13 protein-coding genes are annotated in these 20,368 nt (G+C 68.3%); 11 read left to right on the top strand and 2 right to left on the bottom strand.

The genetic code is table 11. The annotated features are described in order from the left end of the window. Positions 1-127 precede the first annotated feature (127 nt). From ABTZ17_RS22410 to ABTZ17_RS22360, 11 genes are all read left to right on the top strand, one after another. Positions 128-3,814: a DEAD/DEAH box helicase family protein gene (locus tag ABTZ17_RS22410; RefSeq protein ID WP_352197455.1), complete on the top strand. Its 3,687-nt coding sequence runs from the start codon at positions 128-130 to the stop codon at positions 3,812-3,814. Positions 3,815-3,837: 23 nt separating this feature from the next. Then, on the top strand, positions 3,838-5,289 hold the full coding sequence (locus ABTZ17_RS22405; protein ID WP_352197454.1) for a restriction endonuclease subunit S: 1,452 nt from the start codon (positions 3,838-3,840) through the stop codon (positions 5,287-5,289). A gap of 5 nt (positions 5,290-5,294) precedes the next feature. Beyond that, a complete protein-coding gene (locus ABTZ17_RS22400; protein ID WP_352197453.1) occupies positions 5,295-6,857 on the top strand; it encodes a class I SAM-dependent DNA methyltransferase in 1,563 nt (520 codons plus the stop codon). Positions 6,858-6,935: 78 nt separating this feature from the next. Next, a complete protein-coding gene (locus ABTZ17_RS22395) occupies positions 6,936-8,450 on the top strand; it encodes an HsdM family class I SAM-dependent methyltransferase (protein WP_352197452.1) in 1,515 nt (504 codons plus the stop codon). Positions 8,451-8,619: 169 nt separating this feature from the next. Further along, positions 8,620-10,767: an AIPR family protein gene (locus tag ABTZ17_RS22390; protein WP_352197451.1), complete on the top strand. Its 2,148-nt coding sequence runs from the start codon at positions 8,620-8,622 to the stop codon at positions 10,765-10,767. Between the two features lie 632 nt (positions 10,768-11,399). Further along, a complete protein-coding gene (locus ABTZ17_RS22385; RefSeq protein WP_352197450.1) occupies positions 11,400-13,364 on the top strand; it encodes an acyl-CoA dehydrogenase family protein in 1,965 nt (654 codons plus the stop codon). Positions 13,365-13,487: 123 nt separating this feature from the next. Then, entirely contained in the window at positions 13,488-14,741 is a 1,254-nt protein-coding gene (gene dxr / locus ABTZ17_RS22380; RefSeq protein WP_352197449.1) for a 1-deoxy-D-xylulose-5-phosphate reductoisomerase, read from the top strand. Beyond that, on the top strand, positions 14,738-16,039 hold the full coding sequence (locus ABTZ17_RS22375; protein ID WP_352197448.1) for a M50 family metallopeptidase: 1,302 nt from the start codon (positions 14,738-14,740) through the stop codon (positions 16,037-16,039). Before dxr ends, ABTZ17_RS22375 begins: the two co-directional genes overlap by 4 nt. A 185-nt stretch (positions 16,040-16,224) precedes the next feature. Further along, positions 16,225-17,382, top strand: a complete 1,158-nt coding sequence (ispG, locus tag ABTZ17_RS22370) for a flavodoxin-dependent (E)-4-hydroxy-3-methylbut-2-enyl-diphosphate synthase (RefSeq protein ID WP_352197447.1) — start codon at positions 16,225-16,227, stop codon at positions 17,380-17,382. A 188-nt stretch (positions 17,383-17,570) separates the two neighbouring features. Beyond that, complete coding sequence (locus tag ABTZ17_RS22365) at positions 17,571-18,416, top strand: GNAT family N-acetyltransferase (RefSeq protein WP_352197446.1); 846 nt, start codon at positions 17,571-17,573, stop codon at positions 18,414-18,416. Between the two features lie 50 nt (positions 18,417-18,466). Next, positions 18,467-19,039: a GNAT family N-acetyltransferase gene (locus tag ABTZ17_RS22360; protein WP_352197445.1), complete on the top strand. Its 573-nt coding sequence runs from the start codon at positions 18,467-18,469 to the stop codon at positions 19,037-19,039. A 33-nt stretch (positions 19,040-19,072) separates the two neighbouring features. On the opposite strand, the gene ABTZ17_RS22355 is transcribed toward ABTZ17_RS22360, so the two are convergent. Together ABTZ17_RS22355 and ABTZ17_RS22350 are read right to left on the bottom strand one after the other, a co-directional pair. Next, positions 19,073-19,975: an aminoglycoside phosphotransferase family protein gene (locus ABTZ17_RS22355; protein ID WP_352197444.1), complete on the bottom strand. Its 903-nt coding sequence runs from the start codon at positions 19,973-19,975 to the stop codon at positions 19,073-19,075. A gap of 16 nt (positions 19,976-19,991) precedes the next feature. After that, positions 19,992-20,368 (bottom strand): ferritin-like domain-containing protein (locus ABTZ17_RS22350; RefSeq protein WP_352197443.1); only part of this gene is annotated, 377 nt, incomplete at its 5' end.

Genomic DNA, 20,368 nt, shown 5'->3' with positions numbered 1-20,368 from the left:
AAACCTTGGCGGTGTGAGGATCAGCCCCGCTAGGCTCGACGGGATCACGCGCGCGTCTGATGGAGGCGTGATCATGCCCTAGGCCCGGATGAACGGGCAGGGACTCTTGCTAAGGCGGAAGGGCCACATGAGTGCAGGCGGCGCAGACCGTTCTACGGCGGACCCCAGGCTGCTACGGCTTGCTCAGCAGTCCAGGAACTTTGGTTTCCTCCTACCCTCCCTTCCGCTCCTTGTCGCCTATGGGGCCGCTGCCGAGAGTCACGTTTTTGACGATCCCAACACCTCGCTGATCAAGTCGCGGCAGTTCGGAGAAGCCCTGGCAACGGACCTGGTAAGTCGGGGCCGGGTCCGGGCGGAGGGTGGTACCCAGTTCGACCGACTCAGGGCCCTGGAGCGGGAGGGCTATCTTCACGGCGACGTTGGTAGCGCCTTCCACGAGGTACGCACACTCGGCAATGACGCCAACCACAAGGACCACGACAGCGCCGAAGATGCTTTCCGGGCCTTGCGCACGTGTTTCCGTCTCGGTGTCTGGTATCACCGTCTGCTCACGGGTTCCCGTGAGCAGCTCACCTTCGTACCGCCGAGCCCGGACCGAACTCCAGCCGCTCGGAACTCCCGCCTGGCGGACGATGTCGCCGCTGCCCGCAGAGCGCTCGAGGAGGCCCGGCTCAGCTACCAGGACCAGGCATCGCACGCACAGGCCGAACAGGCTGCGCGCACCGCGGCCGAGCGCGAGCTCGCCCAGGCTCAGTCCGAGCGCGAGGAGCTGGCCCGCCAGGTCGCCGCGATGCAGGCGCAGCTGGCGGTTATCGAGACGGCGGCCGACCAGGAGCGTGCTCACCGGCACCGTTCCGACGTCACTAGCCCGGCCGCTGCCTCCGCCGCAGTCGCAGAGCGCGCTCGCCTCCTCGACAACGCAGAGCAGGCATCCCGAGAGCCCCTCACCGAGGCCCAGGTCCGCTACAGGCTCGACGAGATGCTGAGGCAGGCTGGCTGGGACGTCCAGGACGCCGTATCGGGCCTCAACCTTCACGTCCAGGGCGACCGGCGCGGCAGCGGAGTCGCCGTCCGCGAGGTGACCACCGCACGTGGCCGCGCCGACTACGCCTTGTACGTGGAGGCCAAGCTCGTCGGCATCATCGAGGCCAAGCGAGAGGGCGCAGACCTCTCAGCCGCAGAGGCCCAGGCCAATGGGTATGCCGACAACCTCACCGACGCGCAGCAGCGTCTGGTGGCCTGGCGCACACCGCTGCCGTTCCGGTACGTGAGCGATGGCGGCGAGACGCGCTTCCGTTCCACTCTCGACCCCGACTCCCGCACCCGTCGGATCTTCTCCTTCCACCAGCCGCGCACCCTGGCACGCTGGATGCGCCAAGCCGAAGAGGACCCGCAGGCCCCCAGCTACCGGGCCAGGCTGCGGCTGCGGATGCCCGAACTCGACGAGCGCCCGCTGCGCCCGGCTCAGATCACTGCCATCCAGGGTGTGGAAAACTCGGTTGCCCTTGGCAGGGGCCAGCACGGTATGGGGCAGTCCCGCTCTCTCGTCCAGATGGCCACCGGCGCCGGCAAGACGTACACGGCCGTCACGTTCTCCTATCGCATGCTCAAGCACGCCAGAGCTGAACGCGTGCTCTTCCTCGTCGACCGCAACAACCTGGGCGCACAGGCATTCGCAGAGTTCGAAAACTTCACCACACCGGATACCCATCGAAAGTTCGCTGACCTTTTCAACGTGCAGCGGCTGGGTGCTGAGGGGATGCTCGCCTCCTCGAAGGTCGTCATCTCCACTGTCCAACGCCTCTACATGGAGCTCACCGGTCGTAGCCTTCCCGACTCGGCCCCTGAAGGTGAGGGCGACGAAGCCGATCTGCCGTACGACGTGCCTGTAGACATCGAGGTCGGCTACAACGACACCATCCCTCCCGAAGCCTTCGACTTGATCGTCGTCGACGAGTGCCACCGTTCCATCTACGGCAAGTGGCGCTCGGTCCTGGAGTACTTCGATGCCCCGATCGTCGGTCTCACCGCCACCCCCGTCGCCCAGACCTTCGGATACTTCAACGGCAACTTGGTCAGCGAGTACACCTACCGGGAGGCCGTCGCCGACGGAGTCAACGTCGACTTCTCCGTGTACGAGATCGAGACGCGGATAACAGGCGAAGGCGGGGTCATTGCTCAGGGCACGGTCCCGGTCCGTGACCGCCGCACCCGCCGTCAGCGTTACGAGGACATCGCCGAGGACATCGAGTACGGAGCGAAGGAGGTCGGCGTCGGCATCATCAGCAAGGACCAGCTCCGCACGGTGATCCAGACCTTTCGAGACCGTCTCTTTACAGAGATCTTCCCGGAGCGCGCCAAGCGGGACCGGGACACCGGTGCACTGCTCTGGGACGAGATGTACGTCCCCAAGACCCTGGTCTTCGCGAAGAACGACAACCACGCCGAGGAAATCGTCGAAGTCATCCGGGACGTCTTCGGCAAGGGCAACGACTTCTGTACCAAGATCACGCACGCGGCCCGGAAGCCGGCCGAACGGCTCGCAGACTTCCGAAACCTTCCCCAGCTCCGTATCGCGGTCACCGTCGACATGATCGCCACGGGCACGGACGTCAAGCCCCTCGAATGCCTGATCTTCCTGCGGGACGTCAAGAGCTGGGCCTATTTCGAGCAGATGAAGGGCCGGGGTGCGCGCACCCTTTCCCTAACCGAATTCGAGCGCGTGACACCCGGCGTCGGCCCCAAGACCCGCTTCGTTATGGTCGACGCGGTCGGAGTCACGCGAAAGCCGAAGGTCGACGCCGCGCCCCTGGAGCGCCACAGCGACAAGCAGATCAGTTTGGAGAAGCTGCTCCGCAAGACTGCCGCGCACACTATTGAAGAGGAAGAGGTATCGACGCTCGCCTCGCGCCTCGCCAAACTCGACCTTCAGATGACGAGCGAGGAGCGTGCCGAGATCGAACGAATCAGCGGTGGCGTATCGCTGAAAGATATCGTCCACGGCATGGTCAAAGCGGTCTCGGCTGATGACCAGCTGGAGGCCCGAGAGGCCGCCGAGCGCGTCGGCCGCGACCCCGAACGTGCGGTCCGCGACCTCATCGAACGTGCTCTGAAGCCACTTGCCGCCGCACCGGTACTGCGCGCCAGGCTCCTGGAGATGCGCCGCGCCAAGGACATCCTGTACGACGAGAACAGCCGTGACACGCTGGTCCGGGCGGGCGCGGCCGTCGACGACGAGGAGAGCGCGCAGGCCACCGTCCGCGGCTGGAAGCAGTACATCGACGACAACCGTGACGAGATCGCGGCCTTGACCATCGCCTTCGGCGCCGACTCCGACATCCCGCCAGCCGCTGCCCTACGACGCCTCCAGGACGTGGCCCGCAGCGTCGCCCGGCCGCCGCGTTCCTGGACCCCCGACACCCTCTGGAAGGCCTACGAGAACCTCGGCCAGGCGCTGGTGCGCAAGCGGGCCAAGCGCACCGCGGCCGACCTTCTCGCCCTGCTGCGCTACGAACTCGCCGGCGGTGCGGAACGCGGAGCCCCGGCTCCTCGTCCCCACGAAGAGGCTGTACGAGAACGGTACGTGGCTTGGCTTGCCCGCCAGGAGCAGTCCGGCGTCAGCTTCAGTACGCGCGAACGCTGGTGGCTCGACCACATCGTCGGCGCGACCATCAAGCGTGTACGCTTCGACACCGCCGACCTTGACTATGCCCCGTTCACGACACGCAACGGAACGGACGGATTCCTCGCCGAATTCGGCGCGAATCGGGCGGAAGAAATCATTGACGAACTGGACAAGGAGCTGGGTGCGTGAGGGACTCGGGCGCGGGGGATTCAGTGGCAGTCGCGCCGGGTGAGGGGCTGCCGGTGGGGTGGGCCCGGGCCACGCTCAGGGAGCTCGGGGAATGGTACGGCGGCGGAACGCCATCGAAGCGTAGGCCGGAATTCTGGGCTGACGGAACCATTCCATGGTTGTCACCAAAAGACATGGGTGAGGCGGTACTCTCGGGTACGCAGGATCTAATTCATGAATCTGCATTGCTTGAATCTTCCGTCAAATTGCTTTCCGCAGGATCGGTCGCTTTGGTCGTGCGCTCCGGAATTCTTGAGCGGAAAGTCCCTGTGGCCTATGTCCCCTTCGAGGTGACACTCAATCAGGACATGAAGGCGGTCGTGCCGCATCAGGGAATCGAAGGGCGGTGGCTCGCTTCGATGATCAAGGCGCTGGAACGGCTCATCCTGGATCGTTGCCGTAAGCAGGGGACGACGGTGGCCTCTCTTGAAGTCTCCCGCCTGATGGAGATCGAAATCCCGGTCCCGCCTCTCCCTGAACAGCGCCGAATCGTGGCCAGGCTGGACGAGCAGCTCGCACACATCGAGGCCGGTGAGGCGGCAGCGCGTACCGCACTGGCGAGTTCTGAGATCCTCCGAGACCGGATTACGGGGCAAGGCGTCTGCGGAGGCCTGGATGGTGCTGAACTTTTCCCTGCCGAGCTGGAAAAGGTGGATGCCGATGACGGTGTTCTTCCAGATCTTCCCCTGGGATGGAGATGGGCTCGGCTCGGGGAAATCGCAGCGGTCGCAGGGGGTGTGACCAAAGACAGCAAGAAGCAGAGTGACCCGGACTATGTTGAGGTGCCTTACCTCAGGGTTGCGAATGTCCAACGTGGCCGTCTCGTGCTCGACCGCATCGAGAAAATCCGAGTTCCGGCGGTCAAGGCTGACGCATTGAGGCTCGTGAACGGTGATGTTCTCCTCAACGAGGGAGGCGACCGCGACAAGCTCGGACGTGGATGGATCTGGGAAGGTCAGATCGAAGACTGCATTCATCAGAATCACGTGTTCCGGGCAAGGGTCATAAATGATGTCCTCGACCCTCTTCTGCTGGCCTGGCATGCGAACAGTTTCGGGAAGAGCTGGTGTGATCGAAACGGGAAGCAGACGGTCAACCTGGCGTCGATCAGCCTGCGCAAGATAAAGCTGCTTCCCGTGCCTGTCCCGCCACGAGAGCTGCAAGCAGAGCTCGTCAAGGTCATCCAGAGCCATGTAGAGGAAGCATCCGCCGCGCACCAGCTGGCGCAGGGGGCCCTTGCGCAGGCGTCGGAGCTTCGCGGCGCGCTCCTCCATGCAGCTTTCACCGGTGCGCTTGTCCCTCAGGACCCCGTCGACGAGCCCGCCTCGGTCCTGCTCGACCGCATCCGCGCCCAGCGCCTGTCTGCTGTCAAACCCGCTCGAAAGCGTGTCCCCCGCAAGACGACCCCTCCGGGTCAGGAAGAGCTTCCTCAGTGAGCGCCATGAGTATCGACAAGTCGGCGACCCCGATCCAGCCCTCTGACCAGCAGGTCCCGACCTCCACCCTCGTCAACCGCCTCTGGTCATACTGCGAGCTGCTGCGCCATTCCGGGGTCTCGACTCTCGACTACGTTGAGCAGCTCACGTACCTGCTCTTCCTGAAGATGGCGGACGAGCGTGCCAAGCGCCCTGCTAAGTTCCGCCGCAATGCCCCCGAGGCACCCCTCGTCCCCGTAGGGCGCGACTGGACGAGCCTGACCACCCGGTCCGCCGAAGCGCTGCTGGACCACTACGAGTTCATTCTCAAGGACCTCGGTCAGCGCGGCGGCACCATGCTAGGCGAGGTTTTCACCAAGGCGTCGAACAAGATCCATGAGCCGGCTGTCCTGGAACGCCTGATCAAGGACCTGATCGACCCACACACCTGGACCACCGAGAACCAGGACCTCAAGGGGGACGCTTACGAAGGCCTTCTTCAGCGAGGTGCGGAAGACCGTAAGACGGGTGCGGGTCAGTACTTCACCCCTCGCCCGCTCATCGACGCCATGGTCGACTGCATCCAGCCGAAGATCGGCGAGACGATCACCGACCCGGCCTGCGGCACCGGCGGCTTCCTCATCGCCGCGCACGCGCACATCGCCACCCGCTACGAGGATGAGCTGTACGGCGACGAGGGCCGCAAGCTCCAGACCGGTTCGATCACCGGTTACGAGCTGGTCCGCGAGACCGCCCGCCTCGCCCTGATGAACATGCTGTTGCATGGCATCGGAACCTCCGAGGCCAAGCCGCTGATCACCATTCAAGACTCGCTGGCCAAGCCGATCCACAAGCACTACGACATTGTGCTCGCCAACCCGCCGTTCGGCGTTGGCTCGGTGACCGGCGAGGCGTACACCGCCCGTACCGACTTCTGGGCCCCTACTACCAACAAGCAGCTCAACTTCGTCCAGCACATCTACAACCTGCTGAAGACCAACGGGCGCGGCGCCCTCGTCCTTCCCGACAACGTCCTCTTCGAGGGCGGCGCGGGCACCACGATCCGCCGCAACCTTCTCGACCTGTGCGACGTGCACACCCTCCTCAGGCTCCCGACCGGCATCTTCTATGCCAATGGCGTCAAGGCCAACGTCCTGTTCTTCGACAAGACCGGCCAGCGTTCTGGAGGCCGCCCCGGAACCCGCCAACTCTGGGTCTACGACTTCCGTACCGACCAACGCTTCACCCTCAAGCAGCGCCAGTTGAGCCGTGAGCACCTCGACGACTTCGTCGCGGCCTATCACTCCGGCGGTTCCGACTATTCGACGCGAAAGCCCAGTGAACGGTTCCGTGCGTTCGATTACGATGAGTTGATCGCTCGCGACAAGGTCAATCTGGACCTAACGGTCCTTCAGTCTGCCTCGTCCTCCGACATGGTCTTCGCGTCCCCCGACGTGATCGCCCAGGAGATCGTGGACGAACTGGAGACGGCCCTGGCCCAGTTCACCGCAGTTGCCCGCGCACTCAAGACGGGTGCGCAGACCGCGGACGACAGCACCACCGAAGGCGAAGAAGCACCAGAGCGGTAAGCCGCCGTCACCCGAGCGGGTCGATGGGGCCGTGAGGTCCAGGCCCGCTCGGGAGCACGATGGAAGGCAGGGCTAAGCATGGCGGTCGGGCGGGGCATCGGTCGGGGAGCGCCGGGGGAGTCGCCGGAAAGCGAATGGACGAGCAGGCGTATCACAGAGCGCCTGTGGAAGTTCTATCGGGAGAAGACCAGCATCAAGGCCCTGACCCGTCTCGAGTTTGTCGAGCACATCGCCTACCTGCTCTTCCTCAAGCTCGACCATGAACACACCCAACGCCCCGGGCGGTTCGCCAAACAGCCTGTCGCCCCGGCCGGCAGCTGGCTCAAGCTCACCGACCTCAACGGCGAAGACCTGCACGCCTTCCTCGCCCGCCTGATGGACGAGCTCGGCACCCCCAACCCCGCTGACCCGCGCAGGGCCACCGCGAGTGTTCTCTTTCACGATGCCCAGCCCTGGAACATAGACCGGATGTCCGAGCTCAGGCGGCTCGTCGTCGAGGAATTCGCCCCGTACCGGTGGACCGCTGTACTACAGAGCACCCTCGGTGAGGCGTTCTCCTCCATGCTCGCTGAGTGTCGCGAGGACTTCCTCACCAAGCGGCAGACGGGGCAGATCCTCACGCCGCCGCCGCTCCTTGCCGTCGTTGCGAAGGCCCTTGCCGTCACCGCGGAAGACAGAGTGATCGACGCGGCCGGCGGCCTCGGCAGCACGCTGATTGCCGCGCACCGGGAGATGACCGCCTCCAGTACGTATGTTGACTCGACCGCTATCGCCGGGGCCGACATCGACGCCCAGATGTGTCGGTTTGCCACTATGAACATCCTGCTCAACACGGGACGGGTCCTCTCGGACATGCCGCCCGTCCTGCGCGCAGACTCCCTCAAGGAGAAGGGTGTCGCCGTCCGCCGGTACCACCGGGACGTGGCCGCGACCGTGGCTATCTGCAACCCCCCGTTCAAGAGCGGCGATGTCGTCCCCGACACCGACCGACGCGATGACTTCTGGGCGCAGAAGGCCGACCTGCCGACGAATTTCCTCCAGCACCTTGCCATCACGTTGCCGCAGGGCGCCCGGGCTGCCGTGTTCGTTCCCGACGGGGTCCTCTTCGGAAGCGGCGCTGCCGCCACCGTCCGCGAGGCGCTTCTCAGGAACTGTGACGTCCACACTCTGCTGCGGCTCCCCACGGGTATCTTCCATGGCACCAACTCCAAGTCGAACATCCTCTTCTTCACCAAGTCCGTCCCCCGGCCGACCGGTGAGCCCGCCACCCGTGAGCTTTGGGTGTACGACGCCCGGACCGACAACCACCACACGGACACGGGAAGGCCCCTCACCGAGGCCGATTTCGCGGAGTTCCTAGCCGCCTACCGGCCTGGCGAGCTCGACCACCGAGGGCGCACCCCGTCTCCGCGATTCCGTTCCTATCCCGTGAGTGAACTGCTCCAAAGGCCGGGTGTCAGCCTCGACTTGAAGGCGGGCCTCACTGCAACCCTCGACGACTTCGGCTCCCCAGGAGAAATCGCTCTGTCCATCGCCGAGCACCTTGACGAGGCGGGCAAACGCTTCCGCACGGTGGCAGAGAGCCTTGCGTAAGGCCGGTCGAGGTCCCGGCGGGGAACCCGTCGCACCTCTGGGTAGTTCTCTGCCCGCATCAGCTGCACACAACCGCAACACGTCGACGGATCCCGCCGTCGTACGGAAGATCGGGGATTCCGCGCACATGCCCGCACCGCACCGCACACCTCGTCCGTCCACTCACGATGTGCCCACCCAGGTCCGTCAGGTTGCCCGGGCCCTGGACGAGACCTATGTCGACCTCATCGATGTCAGTGACTTCGCCAATCACTCTGAGGACAGCAGGGTCAGCAACTTTCGGAGCCGGGCGCTGGCCGCGCACGCCGTACGGATCGTCACCGGATGGAGCCCGAGTGACGCTGCGCTCACCGTCATCGACGGCGGAGCCGACCAGGGCATCGACGCGATCGCAGTGGACCACGACCGCAAGCACGTCTACCTGGTGCAGAGCAAGTGGTCCAACAGAGGGAACGCCACGGCGAAACTTCCGGTGATCCACGGTCTCTTCGCCGGCCTGCGACTGATCGACAGCGAACAGTTCGCTCAGTTCAACCCGCGCGGGCGGCTCCTTGCGGAGCGGGCGAAGCAGCTGATGGTAAGCGGAACGGTTCCGGTTACGCAGGTCATCGTGCTCATGGGGACCGATCCCCTGTCGGCCGAACTGAACCAGGCGCTGGTCAACGGCGAAGGGGAGTTCAACCACCACGGTGATCGGCTCGACCACAAGGTGATCCTTGCTCGCGAGATCTACGCCCTCGTACGAGACGACATAACAGACGAGCCAATCGACTTGGAAGCGGACCTCAGCCCTTGGTTCAAGCTGCCCAACCTGTACGAGTCCTATCAGGGCGTGGTGTCAGCGGATCAGGTCGCTTCCTGGGCGCAGGCGGGCAATGGTCTCTTCGCGCGCAACATCCGTAACCCGCTCGGCCTGACCTCGATCAACAACGAACTCGTTACCACGCTCGTCGAAGAGCCCAATCACTTCTGGTATTTCAATAACGGGATCACTGTCCTGTGCGATTCCTTGGAGGCGACGCACCGGCAGATCGGAGTGCCAGAGAGGTACCCGCTCAACCTGAAGATCCATGGAGCGAGCGTCGTCAACGGCGCCCAGACGGTCCGCTCGATTGCCGATGCCGTTGCCAAGGGCGCCAACGACGCGTATGCGGCGGACGTCGGGATCAGGGTCATCGTCACGGGTGGGGCGACGGAGTTCGCGAAACAGGCCACCCGGGCAACCAACCGCCAGAACAGCGTGGAGGCAAGGGACTTCATCTCCCTCGATCCGGTACAGGCAGCCCTCATCGAGGAGATGGAGGCCGAGTTCGGCCTCGTCTACGGGGTGCGGCGTGGCGAGCTGGAGCCGATGCAGGACGTCGGCTGCTCCGTGGTGGAGGCGGCGTGTGCCCTTGCCTGTGCACATCCGGGTAGTCAGTACGCGGCCCGCATCGCGTCGAATCTGGACGTCTTGTGGGAGCGGGGCGGGCAGGGCGTGTATGACGCGCTCTTCCGCCCGCAGCCGAGTGTCTTCCTGCTGTGGAACGCGGTGAGGGTGCTGCGTGCTGTACGCGCGGGACTAGCTGAGCTTCGCAAGAGCTACTCAGGTCGGGCTGCCGCCGCCGTCGAGCACGGGACGTACCTTATCGCCCACCTGGTGTTCCGGCAGCTCCGTGATGCGGACGAGGCAGATGGGACCATCGAGGAACCCGATCCCACACTTGCTTGGGCGGAGGTCGCCATCCGGCAAGTACCCGAACTGCTTGCCCGCACGGTCCCCGCTCTGGTCATGGCCATGGATGCGATCGGTGAACGCTCCCGCATCCAGTATCTGTGCGCGGATGCGGGGTCGGTGCGTGCACTGGTGACGGATGTACTTGACACACTGGGCTCGGCGGCAACCGTCGGCAGTGAGCTCCCAGAGAAGTACCGCAACGGTCCGACCAAGGAACGCAAGCGCCGCCGGCCCAATGCCGTGCACGTCATCGTTGGCCAGGGTGTGCTGAAGGACGGAGCGCCGATGTTCCTGCACACCTACATCGAGTCCGAGCGCAGGGCCCTGGAGCCCTGGCTCGCCGCCAATGAACTGCGCTCGCGAGCTACATGGGTCAACCACCACACCAAGCCGCTTCTGTGGGCTGCCGACGGCAATCGCTACTCACCCTCCGGGCTTATCGCCCGAATGTGGGAACTCGCTGAGTGGGAGGGGCGTCCCGTCTCAAACCAGGGCACGGCCCGTTGGGCGACTGAGGGTGGTGAAACGCTGGTTGACCTCGCTCGTCGACTTCTCGACGACATAGAGGGTGAAGGAGTGGGCGACCAAGAAACAAACTGATCGACCGGGTTGGTCTGGGCACGGTTCTGGTGCATCACCGGTCTCTTCTCCGAGGTCGCTTACCGAACCTCGGCTTGAGAGTCTCCGAGTTTCCGTGCTCTCCATCGCTACGCTCGTCGAACAGCCGTGCTCTGCCATGTGCACCAGGAACTCGAAGCCCTGCGCTGCACCGCCCCGAGCCACCTTGTCCCGGCCGGCAGAGTAGGTGCGGGCCCGGTCCTGATTGCCGGGGTGCCGTAGTGAGCGCGGCTCATCACAGCCCGTGAGGCATCGGAGCCGACACTCACAACCTTGCGGGGCATACGATTTTGTCATGAGTGCTTCATGCTGTCGGGGGTCGTTTTCAACGTGCTCAGCGGCATGAATCGGGTCCCGTTGGTCTGTATGTTCCCGCGGGAACATACAGCGGCGGTATCGCGGCCCAGTGCGGGCTATCCCGGGCCATCGCGGGCTACGCCACACGGGAAACCGGCTGGTCAGGGAGAAATCGCAGGTCAGCGATACTCCGTGTGACCTACTGTGCGGGGGCTCGGGCCGTCCCCTGTTCCATTCGCCGCGAAGCGGGTACGACTCACAGGTAGCACCGACCGGTAGCCCCCAAGGTCCCCCTACGGCGGCGAGGTGAGCCCCGCATGTCCGATCAGCCCGCACGGCCCGAACAGCCCGCACGACCGGAACGGCCCAAGGTCACCGAACGCGAGGCCCGGCAGGTCGCGGAAGCGGCCCGGGAGCAGGACTGGCGCAAACCGAGCTTCGCCAAGGAGCTCTTCCTCGGCAGGTTCCGGCTCGACCTGATCCACCCGCACCCGCAGCCCGCCGCCGAGGACGTCCGGCGCGGCGAGGAGTTCCTCGCCCGGCTCCGGGAGTTCTGCGAGGAGCACGTCGACGGGCAGCGCATCGAGCGCGAGGCCCGCATCCCCGACGAGACCGTCCGCGGGCTCAAGGAGATCGGCGCCCTCGGCATGAAGATCGGCACCGAGTACGGCGGCCTCGGCCTCACCCAGGTCTACTACAACAAGGCCCTCGCCCTCGTCGGCTCCGTCAGCCCCGCCATCGGCGCCCTGCTCTCCGCCCACCAGTCCATCGGCGTCCCCCAGCCGGTGAAGACCTTCGGCACCCAGGAGCAGAAGGACACGTTCCTGCCGCGCTGCGCCACCACCGCCATCTCGGCCTTCCTCCTGACCGAACCCGACGTGGGCTCCGACCCCGCCCGGCTGGCCACCACCGCCGTGCCCGACGGCGAGGAGTACGTCCTCGACGGCGTGAAGCTGTGGACCACCAACGGCGTCGTCGCCGACCTCCTCGTGGTCATGGCCCGGGTCCCCGCCCACTCCGGCGGCAAGGGCGGCATCACCGCCTTCGTGGTCGAGGCCGACTCGCCCGGCATCACCGTCGAGCACCGCAACGCCTTCATGGGCCTGCGCGGACTGGAGAACGGCCTCACCCGCCTGCACCGGGTCCGCGTCCCCGCCGCCAACCGCATCGGCCCCGAGGGCGCCGGCCTCAAGATCGCCCTCACCACCCTCAACACCGGCCGGCTCTCCCTGCCCGCCATGTGCGTCGGCGCCGGCAAATGGGCCCTGAAGATCGCCCGAGAATGGTCCGGGGTCCGCGAACAGTGGGGCCGTCCCGTCGCCCGCCACGAGGCCGTCGGCAGCAAGATCTCCTTCATCGCCGCCACCACCTTCGCCCTCGAAGCCGTCGTCGACCTCGCCTCCCAGATGGCCGACGAGAACCGCAACGACATCCGCATCGAAGCCGCCCTCGCCAAGCTCTACGGCTCCGAGATGGCCTGCCTCATCGCCGACGAGCTCGTCCAGATCCGCGGCGGCCGCGGCTTCGAGACCGCCGACTCCCTCGCCGCCCGCGGCGAGCGCGCCGTCCCCGCCGAACAGCTCCTGCGGGACCTGCGCATCAACCGCATCTTCGAGGGCTCCACCGAGATCATGCACCTGCTCATCGCCCGCGAGGCCGTCGACGCCCACCTCTCCGTCGCCGGGGACCTCATCGACCCCGACAAGGCCCTGTCCGACAAGGCCCGCGCGGGCGCCCGCGCCGCGGGCTTCTACGCCCGCTGGCTGCCCCAGCTGGCCACCGGGGCCGGACAGCTCCCCGGCAGCTACCGCGCCTTCCACCCGCCCGGCCACGCCGACCTCTCCGGCCACCTCCGGCACGTCGAACGCTCCGCCCGGAAACTGGCCCGCTCCACCTTCTACGCCATGTCCCGCTGGCAGGGCCGCATGGAGACCAAACAGGGCTTCCTCGGCCGGATCGTCGACATCGGCGCCGAACTGTTCGCCATGAGCGCCGCCTGCGTCCGCGCCGAGCACCTGCGGGCCTCCGGAGACCACGGCCGCGAGGCGTACCAGCTCGCCGACGCCTTCTGCCGGCAGTCCCGGCTCCGCGTGGACGAGCTCTTCGGCCGGCTCTGGGCCAACACCGACGACCTCGACCGCAAGGTCGTCGACCAGGTCCTCGGCGGGGCCTACACCTGGCTCGAAGAGGGCGTCCTGGACCCCTCCGGCGACGGCCCCTGGATCGCCGACGCCAGTCCCGGACCCTCCGCGCACAAGAACGTCCACCGCCCCTTCCGCTGACCGGCCCCACCGGCCCCGACCGGGCACGCGGCGCGGCGCGGGACCCCACCGCGTCGCGCACCCGGACGGGCGAACCGGGGAGGGCGTGTCCTACGACCCCCTCGATGCGGCAAGAATGGGGGCATGAGCCACCGTCCAGCCCCTCTCGCCGACCCGCACACCCTCTTCGACACCGCGGCCGGCCGCCGGGACATCGTCGTCCTGGGCTCCACCGGATCCATCGGCACCCAGGCCGTCGACCTGGTCCTGCGCCACCCCGACCGGTTCCGGGTCACCGGCCTGTCCGCGGCCGGGGGCCGCGTGGGCCTCCTCGCCGAACAGGCCCGCCTGCTGCGGGTCCGCACCGTGGCGGTGGCCCGCGAGGACGTCGTACCGGCCCTGCGGGAGGCGCTCCGCGCCCAGTACGGCGACGGGGAGCCGCTGCCCGAGGTCCTCGCCGGGCCGGACGCGGCCACCGAGCTGGCCGCCTCCGAGTGCCACACCGTCCTGAACGGCATCACCGGATCCATCGGCCTGGCGCCCACCCTCGCCGCCCTGGAAGCCGGCCGCACCCTGGCCCTGGCCAACAAGGAATCCCTGATCGTCGGCGGTCCGCTGGTCAAGGCCCTGGCGAAGCCCGGCCAGATCATCCCGGTGGACTCCGAGCACGCCGCGCTCTTCCAGGCCCTCGCCGCGGGCACCCGCGAGCAGGTCCGCAAGCTGGTGGTGACCGCCTCCGGCGGTCCCTTCCGCGGCCGCACCCGCGCCGAACTGGCCGCCGTCACCGTCGAGGACGCCCTCGCCCACCCCACCTGGGCCATGGGCCCGGTGATCACGGTGAACAGCGCCACGCTGGTGAACAAGGGCCTGGAGGTGATCGAGGCCCACCTGCTGTACGACATCCCGTTCGAGCGGATCGAGGTGGTCGTCCACCCGCAGTCCTACGTGCACTCGATGGTGGAGTTCACCGACGGCTCCACCCTCGCCCAGGCCACCCCGCCGGACATGCGCGGCCCGATCGCCCTCGGCATCGGCTGGCCCGAGCGGATCCCGGACGCCGCCCCCGCCTTCGACTGGACCAAGGCGTCCACCTGGGAGTTCTTCCCGCTGGACACCGAGGCGTTCCCCTCCGTCGGACTGGCCCGCCACGTGGGCGCCCTCGGGGGCACCGCCCCGGCCGTGTTCAATGCGGCGAACGAGGAATGTGTCGACGCCTTCCTCGCCGGTCGGCTGCCGTTCACAGCAATCATGGATACGGTCACGGCGGTGGTCGAAGACCACGGGCAGCCGCGACCTGGAACCTCCCTCACCCTCGCGGACGTCCTCGAAGCGGAGACCTGGGCCCGTGCCCGGGCGCGGGAATCGGCGGCCAAGGCCGCGGTGGAGGCACGCGCATGACCCATCTCATGACCGTGGTCGGCATAATCGTCTTCCTGGTCGGCCTGCTGCTGTCCATCGCGTGGCACGAGCTCGGGCACCTGTCCACGGCCAAGATGTTCGGCATCCGGGTCCCCCAGTACATGGTCGGCTTCGGCCCGACGGTCTGGTCCCGGAAGAAGGGCGAGACCGAGTACGGCATCAAGGCCATCCCCATGGGCGGCTACATCCGCATGATCGGGATGTTCCCGCCCGGCGAGGACGGCAAGGTGACCGTGCGGTCCACCTCGCCCTTCCGCACGATGATCGAGGACGCCCGGTCCGCCGCCTACGAGGAGCTCCAGCCCGGGGACGACAAGCGGCTCTTCTACACGCGCAAGCCGTGGAAGCGCGTCATCGTCATGTTCGCCGGGCCGTTCATGAACCTGGTCCTCGCCGTGGTGATCTTCATCGGCACCCTGATGACCTTCGGGCTGAACACCCAGACCACCACCGTCAGCACCGTCTCCGCCTGCGTGATCCAGCAGAGCGAGCAGCGGGACGACTGCACCGCGAAGGACCCCGAGGCCCCCGCCAAGGCGGCCGGCCTCCGGCCCGGTGACAAGATCGTCGCCTTCGACGGCCGCCCCACCGACGACTGGTCGAGCCTCCAGAAGGACATCCGCGCCACCACCGGCCCGGCCGTCATCACCGTCGAGCGCGACGGGAAGCGGCTCGACCTGCACGCGAACCTCATCGCGAACAAGGTCGCCAAGACGGACGAGGACGGCCGCTACGTCAAGGACCAGTACGTCACCGCCGGGTTCCTGGGCTTCGCCCCGGCCGTCGGCTACGTGGACCAGTCCTTCGGGCAGTCCCTGGACCAGATGGGGGAGATGTTCGAGGCGGGCGTCCACTCGCTGATCGCCCTGCCCGGCAAGGTCCCGGCCCTCTGGGACGCCGCGTTCAACGGGGCCGAGCGCCAGACCGACTCGCCGATGGGCATCGTCGGCGCCGCCCGGGTCAGCGGTGAGATCTTCAACCTGGACATCCCGCCCCAGTACCAGCTGGAGTTCTTCCTGAAGCTGCTGGCCGGCTTCAACCTCTCGCTGTTCCTGTTCAACATGCTGCCCCTGCTCCCGCTGGACGGCGGGCACATCGCGGGCGCCCTGTGGGAGTCCGTCCGCCGCACCACCGCGAAGGTGTTCCGGCGTCCCGACCCGGGCCCCTTCGACGTGGCCCGGCTGATGCCCGTCGCGTACGTCGTCGCAGGTGTCTTCGTGTGCTTCACGGTCCTGGTGATGGTCGCCGACCTGGTGAACCCCATCAAGATCTCCTAGCGGGGGGCGTGCGCGAGGGGCGCATACCACAGCGACACCGGGGAGCCGGGCACCTCCGTGCCCGGCTCCCCGCGTTCGGGTGGCGGTCCGGGGCTCGTGCACGGAGGGGGTGCTGATTGGCGTAATCTCGAAGGCTGGAGCCCGCCTATCGGGACTTTGATCCACACCTTGGGGTTGCACAGCAGATGACTGCGATTTCTCTCGGAATGCCGTCCGTGCCGACGAAGCTCGCCGACCGACGGGTCAGCCGCAAGATCCAGGTCGGATCCGTGGCCGTCGGCGGCGACGCGCCCGTGTCCGTGCAGTCGATGACCACCACGCGGACCTCCGACATCGGCGCCACGCTCCAGCAGATCGCCGAGCTCACCGCCTCCGGCTGCCAGATCGTCCGGGTGGCCTGCCCCACCCAGGACGATGCCGACGCGCTGTCCACCATCGCGCGGAAGTCGCAGATCCCGGTCATCGCCGACATCCACTTCCAGCCCAAGTACGTCTTCGCCGCCATCGACGCGGGCTGCGCCGCCGTCCGGGTCAACCCGGGCAACATCAAGCAGTTCGACGACAAGGTCAAGGAGATCGCGCGGGCCGCGAAGGACGCGGGCACCCCGATCCGCATCGGCGTCAACGCCGGCTCCCTCGACGCCCGACTGCTCCGCAAGTACGGCAAGGCCACCCCCGAGGCCCTCGTCGAGTCCGCCCTCTGGGAGGCCTCCCTCTTCGAGGAGCACGACTTCCGCGACATCAAGATCTCGGTCAAGCACAACGACCCGGTCGTGATGGTCGAGGCGTACCGCCAGCTCGCCGCCCAGTGCGACTACCCCCTCCACCTCGGCGTGACGGAGGCCGGGCCGGCCTTCCAGGGCACCATCAAGTCCGCCGTGGCCTTCGGCGCCCTGCTCTCCCAGGGCATCGGCGACACCATCCGCGTCTCGCTCTCCGCCCCGCCGGCCGAGGAGATCAAGGTCGGCATCCAGATCCTGGAGTCCCTCAACCTCCGCCAGCGCCGCCTGGAGATCGTCTCCTGCCCCTCCTGCGGCCGCGCCCAGGTGGACGTGTACAAGCTCGCCGAGGAGGTGACCGCCGGCCTGGAGGGCATGGAGGTCCCGCTCCGCGTCGCCGTCATGGGCTGCGTCGTCAACGGCCCCGGCGAGGCCCGCGAGGCCGACCTCGGCGTGGCCTCCGGCAACGGCAAGGGCCAGATCTTCGTGAAGGGCGAGGTCATCAAGACCGTCCCCGAGTCGAAGATCGTCGAGACCCTGATCGAAGAGGCGCTGAAGATCGCCGAGCAGATGGAGAAGGACGGCGTCACCAGCGGCGAGCCCCAGGTCTCCGTCGCCGGCTGACGTCCCCCGGCCCCGCCGGTACGGCGCCCCCGGCGCCTCCCCGCAGCCCCGAAGGCCCCGTTCCCGCAGCTCGCGGGCGGGGCCCTCGTGCGTCCGGCCCGAATTTGCCGGCTCCCGGGAGGCGGCGCCCGCAGGCCCGGACAGGTACAGTGCGGAGATCAGCAGACGTGCATGGTGAGGCCCCGACAGTGTTGACGCAGACCACCACCCGGGTCCTTGAGCCCAGCGATCTCGACGCGGCGCTCGAGGTGCTGGAACGCGACCCGGTCGCGAACGCCTTCGTCACCTCGCGCGTCCAGGTGGCCGGGCTCGACCCCTGGCGCCTCGGTGGCGAGATGTGGGGCTGGTACGCCGACGGCGAGCTCCGCTCGCTCTGCTACGCCGGTGCCAACCTCGTCCCCGTGTGCGCCACCCCCGACGCCGTCCGGGCCTTCGCCGACCGGGCCCGCCGCACCGGCCGCCGATGCTCCTCCGTGGTCGGCCCCGCCGGGCCCACCGCCCAGCTGTGGCGGCTGCTGGAACCCCACTGGGGACCGGCCCGCGACGTCCGCTCCCACCAGCCCCTCATGGTCACCGAGCAGCCCTCCGCGGAGATCGCCGCCGATCCGCTCGTCCGCCGCATCCGCAAGGACGAGATGGACCTGATCATGCCCGCGTGCGTGGCCATGTTCACCGAGGAGGTCGGCGTCTCCCCGCTGGCCGGCGACGGCGGACTGCTCTACCAGGCCAGGGTCGCCGAACTCGTCGGCACCGGCCGCTCCTTCGCCCGCGTGGAGGACGGCAAGGTCGTCTTCAAGGCAGAGATCGGCGCCGCCACCGCCCGGGCCTGCCAGATCCAGGGCGTCTGGGTGGCCCCCGAGTACCGCGGCCGCGGCCACTCCGAGACCGGCATGGCCGCCGTGGTCGCGTACGCCCTCCGCGACGTCGCCCCCGTCGTCAGCCTGTACGTCAACGACTTCAACACCGCGGCCCGCGCCGCCTACCGCCGCGTCGGCTTCCGCGAGGTCGGCGCCTTCATGAGCGTGCTGTTCTGACCGGCCGTTTCCCGATACCGGCGGCGGCCCCCGCCGAGTAGGGTCACCGCATGCCGCACGCACACGGGGACGCGCCGCCCCTGCCCTCCGGGTACCGCCTCGGTCCGCTGGACCTCGCCGGACGGGTGGACGAGGCCCTGGAGGTCCAGGCCCTCGCCTTCGGACTCAGCGCGGAGGAGGTCGCCATCCGCCGCCACATCGTGCTCCGGCACATGGCCTCCCGGGGCGCCGTCGCCCTCGGCGTCACCACCGGCCCCGGCGACCGGCTGGCCGCGTTCGTCTACGGCATGCCCAACGACCGCACCCACTGGTGGTCCAGCGTGGTCACCCCCCACCTCCGCGACGGCGGGCACGAGGACTGGCTCGACGACTCCTTCGTCATCACCGAACTCCACGTCCACCCCGAACACCAGCACCGCGGCCTGGGACGCGCCCTCATCACCACGATCACCGACGGGGCCGCCGAGCCCCGCTCGATCCTCTCCGCCATCGACACCGAGAGCCCCGCCCGCGCCCTGTACCGCTCGCTCGGCTACCGGGACCTGGCCCGCATGGTCCACTTCCCCAGCGCCGCCCAGCCGTACGCGGTGATGGGCGCCCCGCTGCCCCTGCTGCGCCCCTGAGACCGTGACCGGGCCGGGCGGCCCGGGTCCGCGCTACAGCCAGGAAGCGAACTCCAACAGCAGCTCGGCATCGCGACGGCGGCCCGCCGCCGAGGCCCGCAGCCCCGACTCCACCGCCCGGAAGAGGGTCCAGCCCCGCAGTCGGTCGGCGTCCACCTCCAGCGAGTCCGCGAGCCGGTTCACCCGCCGCCGCACCCCGGCCGCCGCCGTACTGGCGGCCACCTGGTCCTCGGGCCGGTCCCGGACCAGCCGGGCCAGGTCGTACGCCCGCTCGCCCACCACCGGGTCCGGACCCACCGCCAACCACGGCGCCCGGTCCCCGGCCAGCACCTTGCCCTGCCGGAAGGCACCGTGCAGCAGGAACTCCTCGGAGGGCACCGCGACCAGCTCCGCGCGGGCCCCCAGCGCCGCGTCCGCCAGCGCCCGCAGCTCCGCCGGGGCGGCCTCCAGCACCGCGGCCTCCCGACCGGTCCGCCCGGCCACCGTCTCGAAGGGGTGCCCGGCCGGGGGCTCCACCCACAGCCGCCGGACCGTGCCCGCCGCCTCCAGCAGCGCCTTGGCCTCCGGCAGGGAACGCAGGGTGACCTCCGGCTGGAGCCGCTCCAGCAGCAGGGCCCCGTCCTCGTGCCGGGTGTCCAGCACCCGCACGGCCCCGAAACCGCCCCAGTGGGCCAGGGCCGCCAGCTCCCGGTCGGGCCGGGCGGCGGGCGGGGCCAGCTTCAGCGTGGCCGGGGTGCCGTCCGGGTAGCGCACCAGCACCACCAGGCTGCTCCGGCCGCCGGGGGCTTGGACCCGCTGCACGGCGAGGCCCCGGTGCTCCACGGCGTCCCGGGCCCGCTCGGGGAGTTCCCCGAGCCACCGCCCGGTCCCGTCCTCGGAGGAACCGGGCAGCTCGCCGAGGGCCCGTACCAGCCGCTCCGGCGCTTCGAAAGCCATACCTGCAAGATCCTTTTCAGCCTGATGGGGCCCGATCGGCCGGTTCCGATCGTTCCGTGAGCCCAGGGAAGGCTACGCCGACCCCGCGCCACCGCGCGGCGCGCAGGGCCGCTTCGGCGAGCGCGTCCGCGGCCGAGGCCCGCAGTTCCCCCTCTGCTGCCCGCACCAGATCGGAGTACACCCCGGCCACCCGGTCCTCGATCCCCGCCGCCAACGCCTCGGCGTCGGCGGCCGTCCGCACCGGGGCGGGCAGCCGGTAGCCGGCCTCGGAGGGCCGCGGCGTGCCGCCGAGCCCGCGGACCGTGCGGACCAGCGCGTCCCGGCGGGCGTGGTGGGCGGCGTACCCGTCGCGGGCCTCGCCGCGCCGCGCCTCGGAGGCGTGGGCGCCGACCA

Origin of the sequence: Streptomyces sp. NPDC097619, from assembly GCF_040302735.1 — a bacterium.
Lineage (GTDB): Bacteria > Actinomycetota > Actinomycetes > Streptomycetales > Streptomycetaceae > Streptomyces.
Note: the sequence above shows the minus strand (reverse complement) of the source record. Positions and strands in the feature narration are given on the sequence as shown.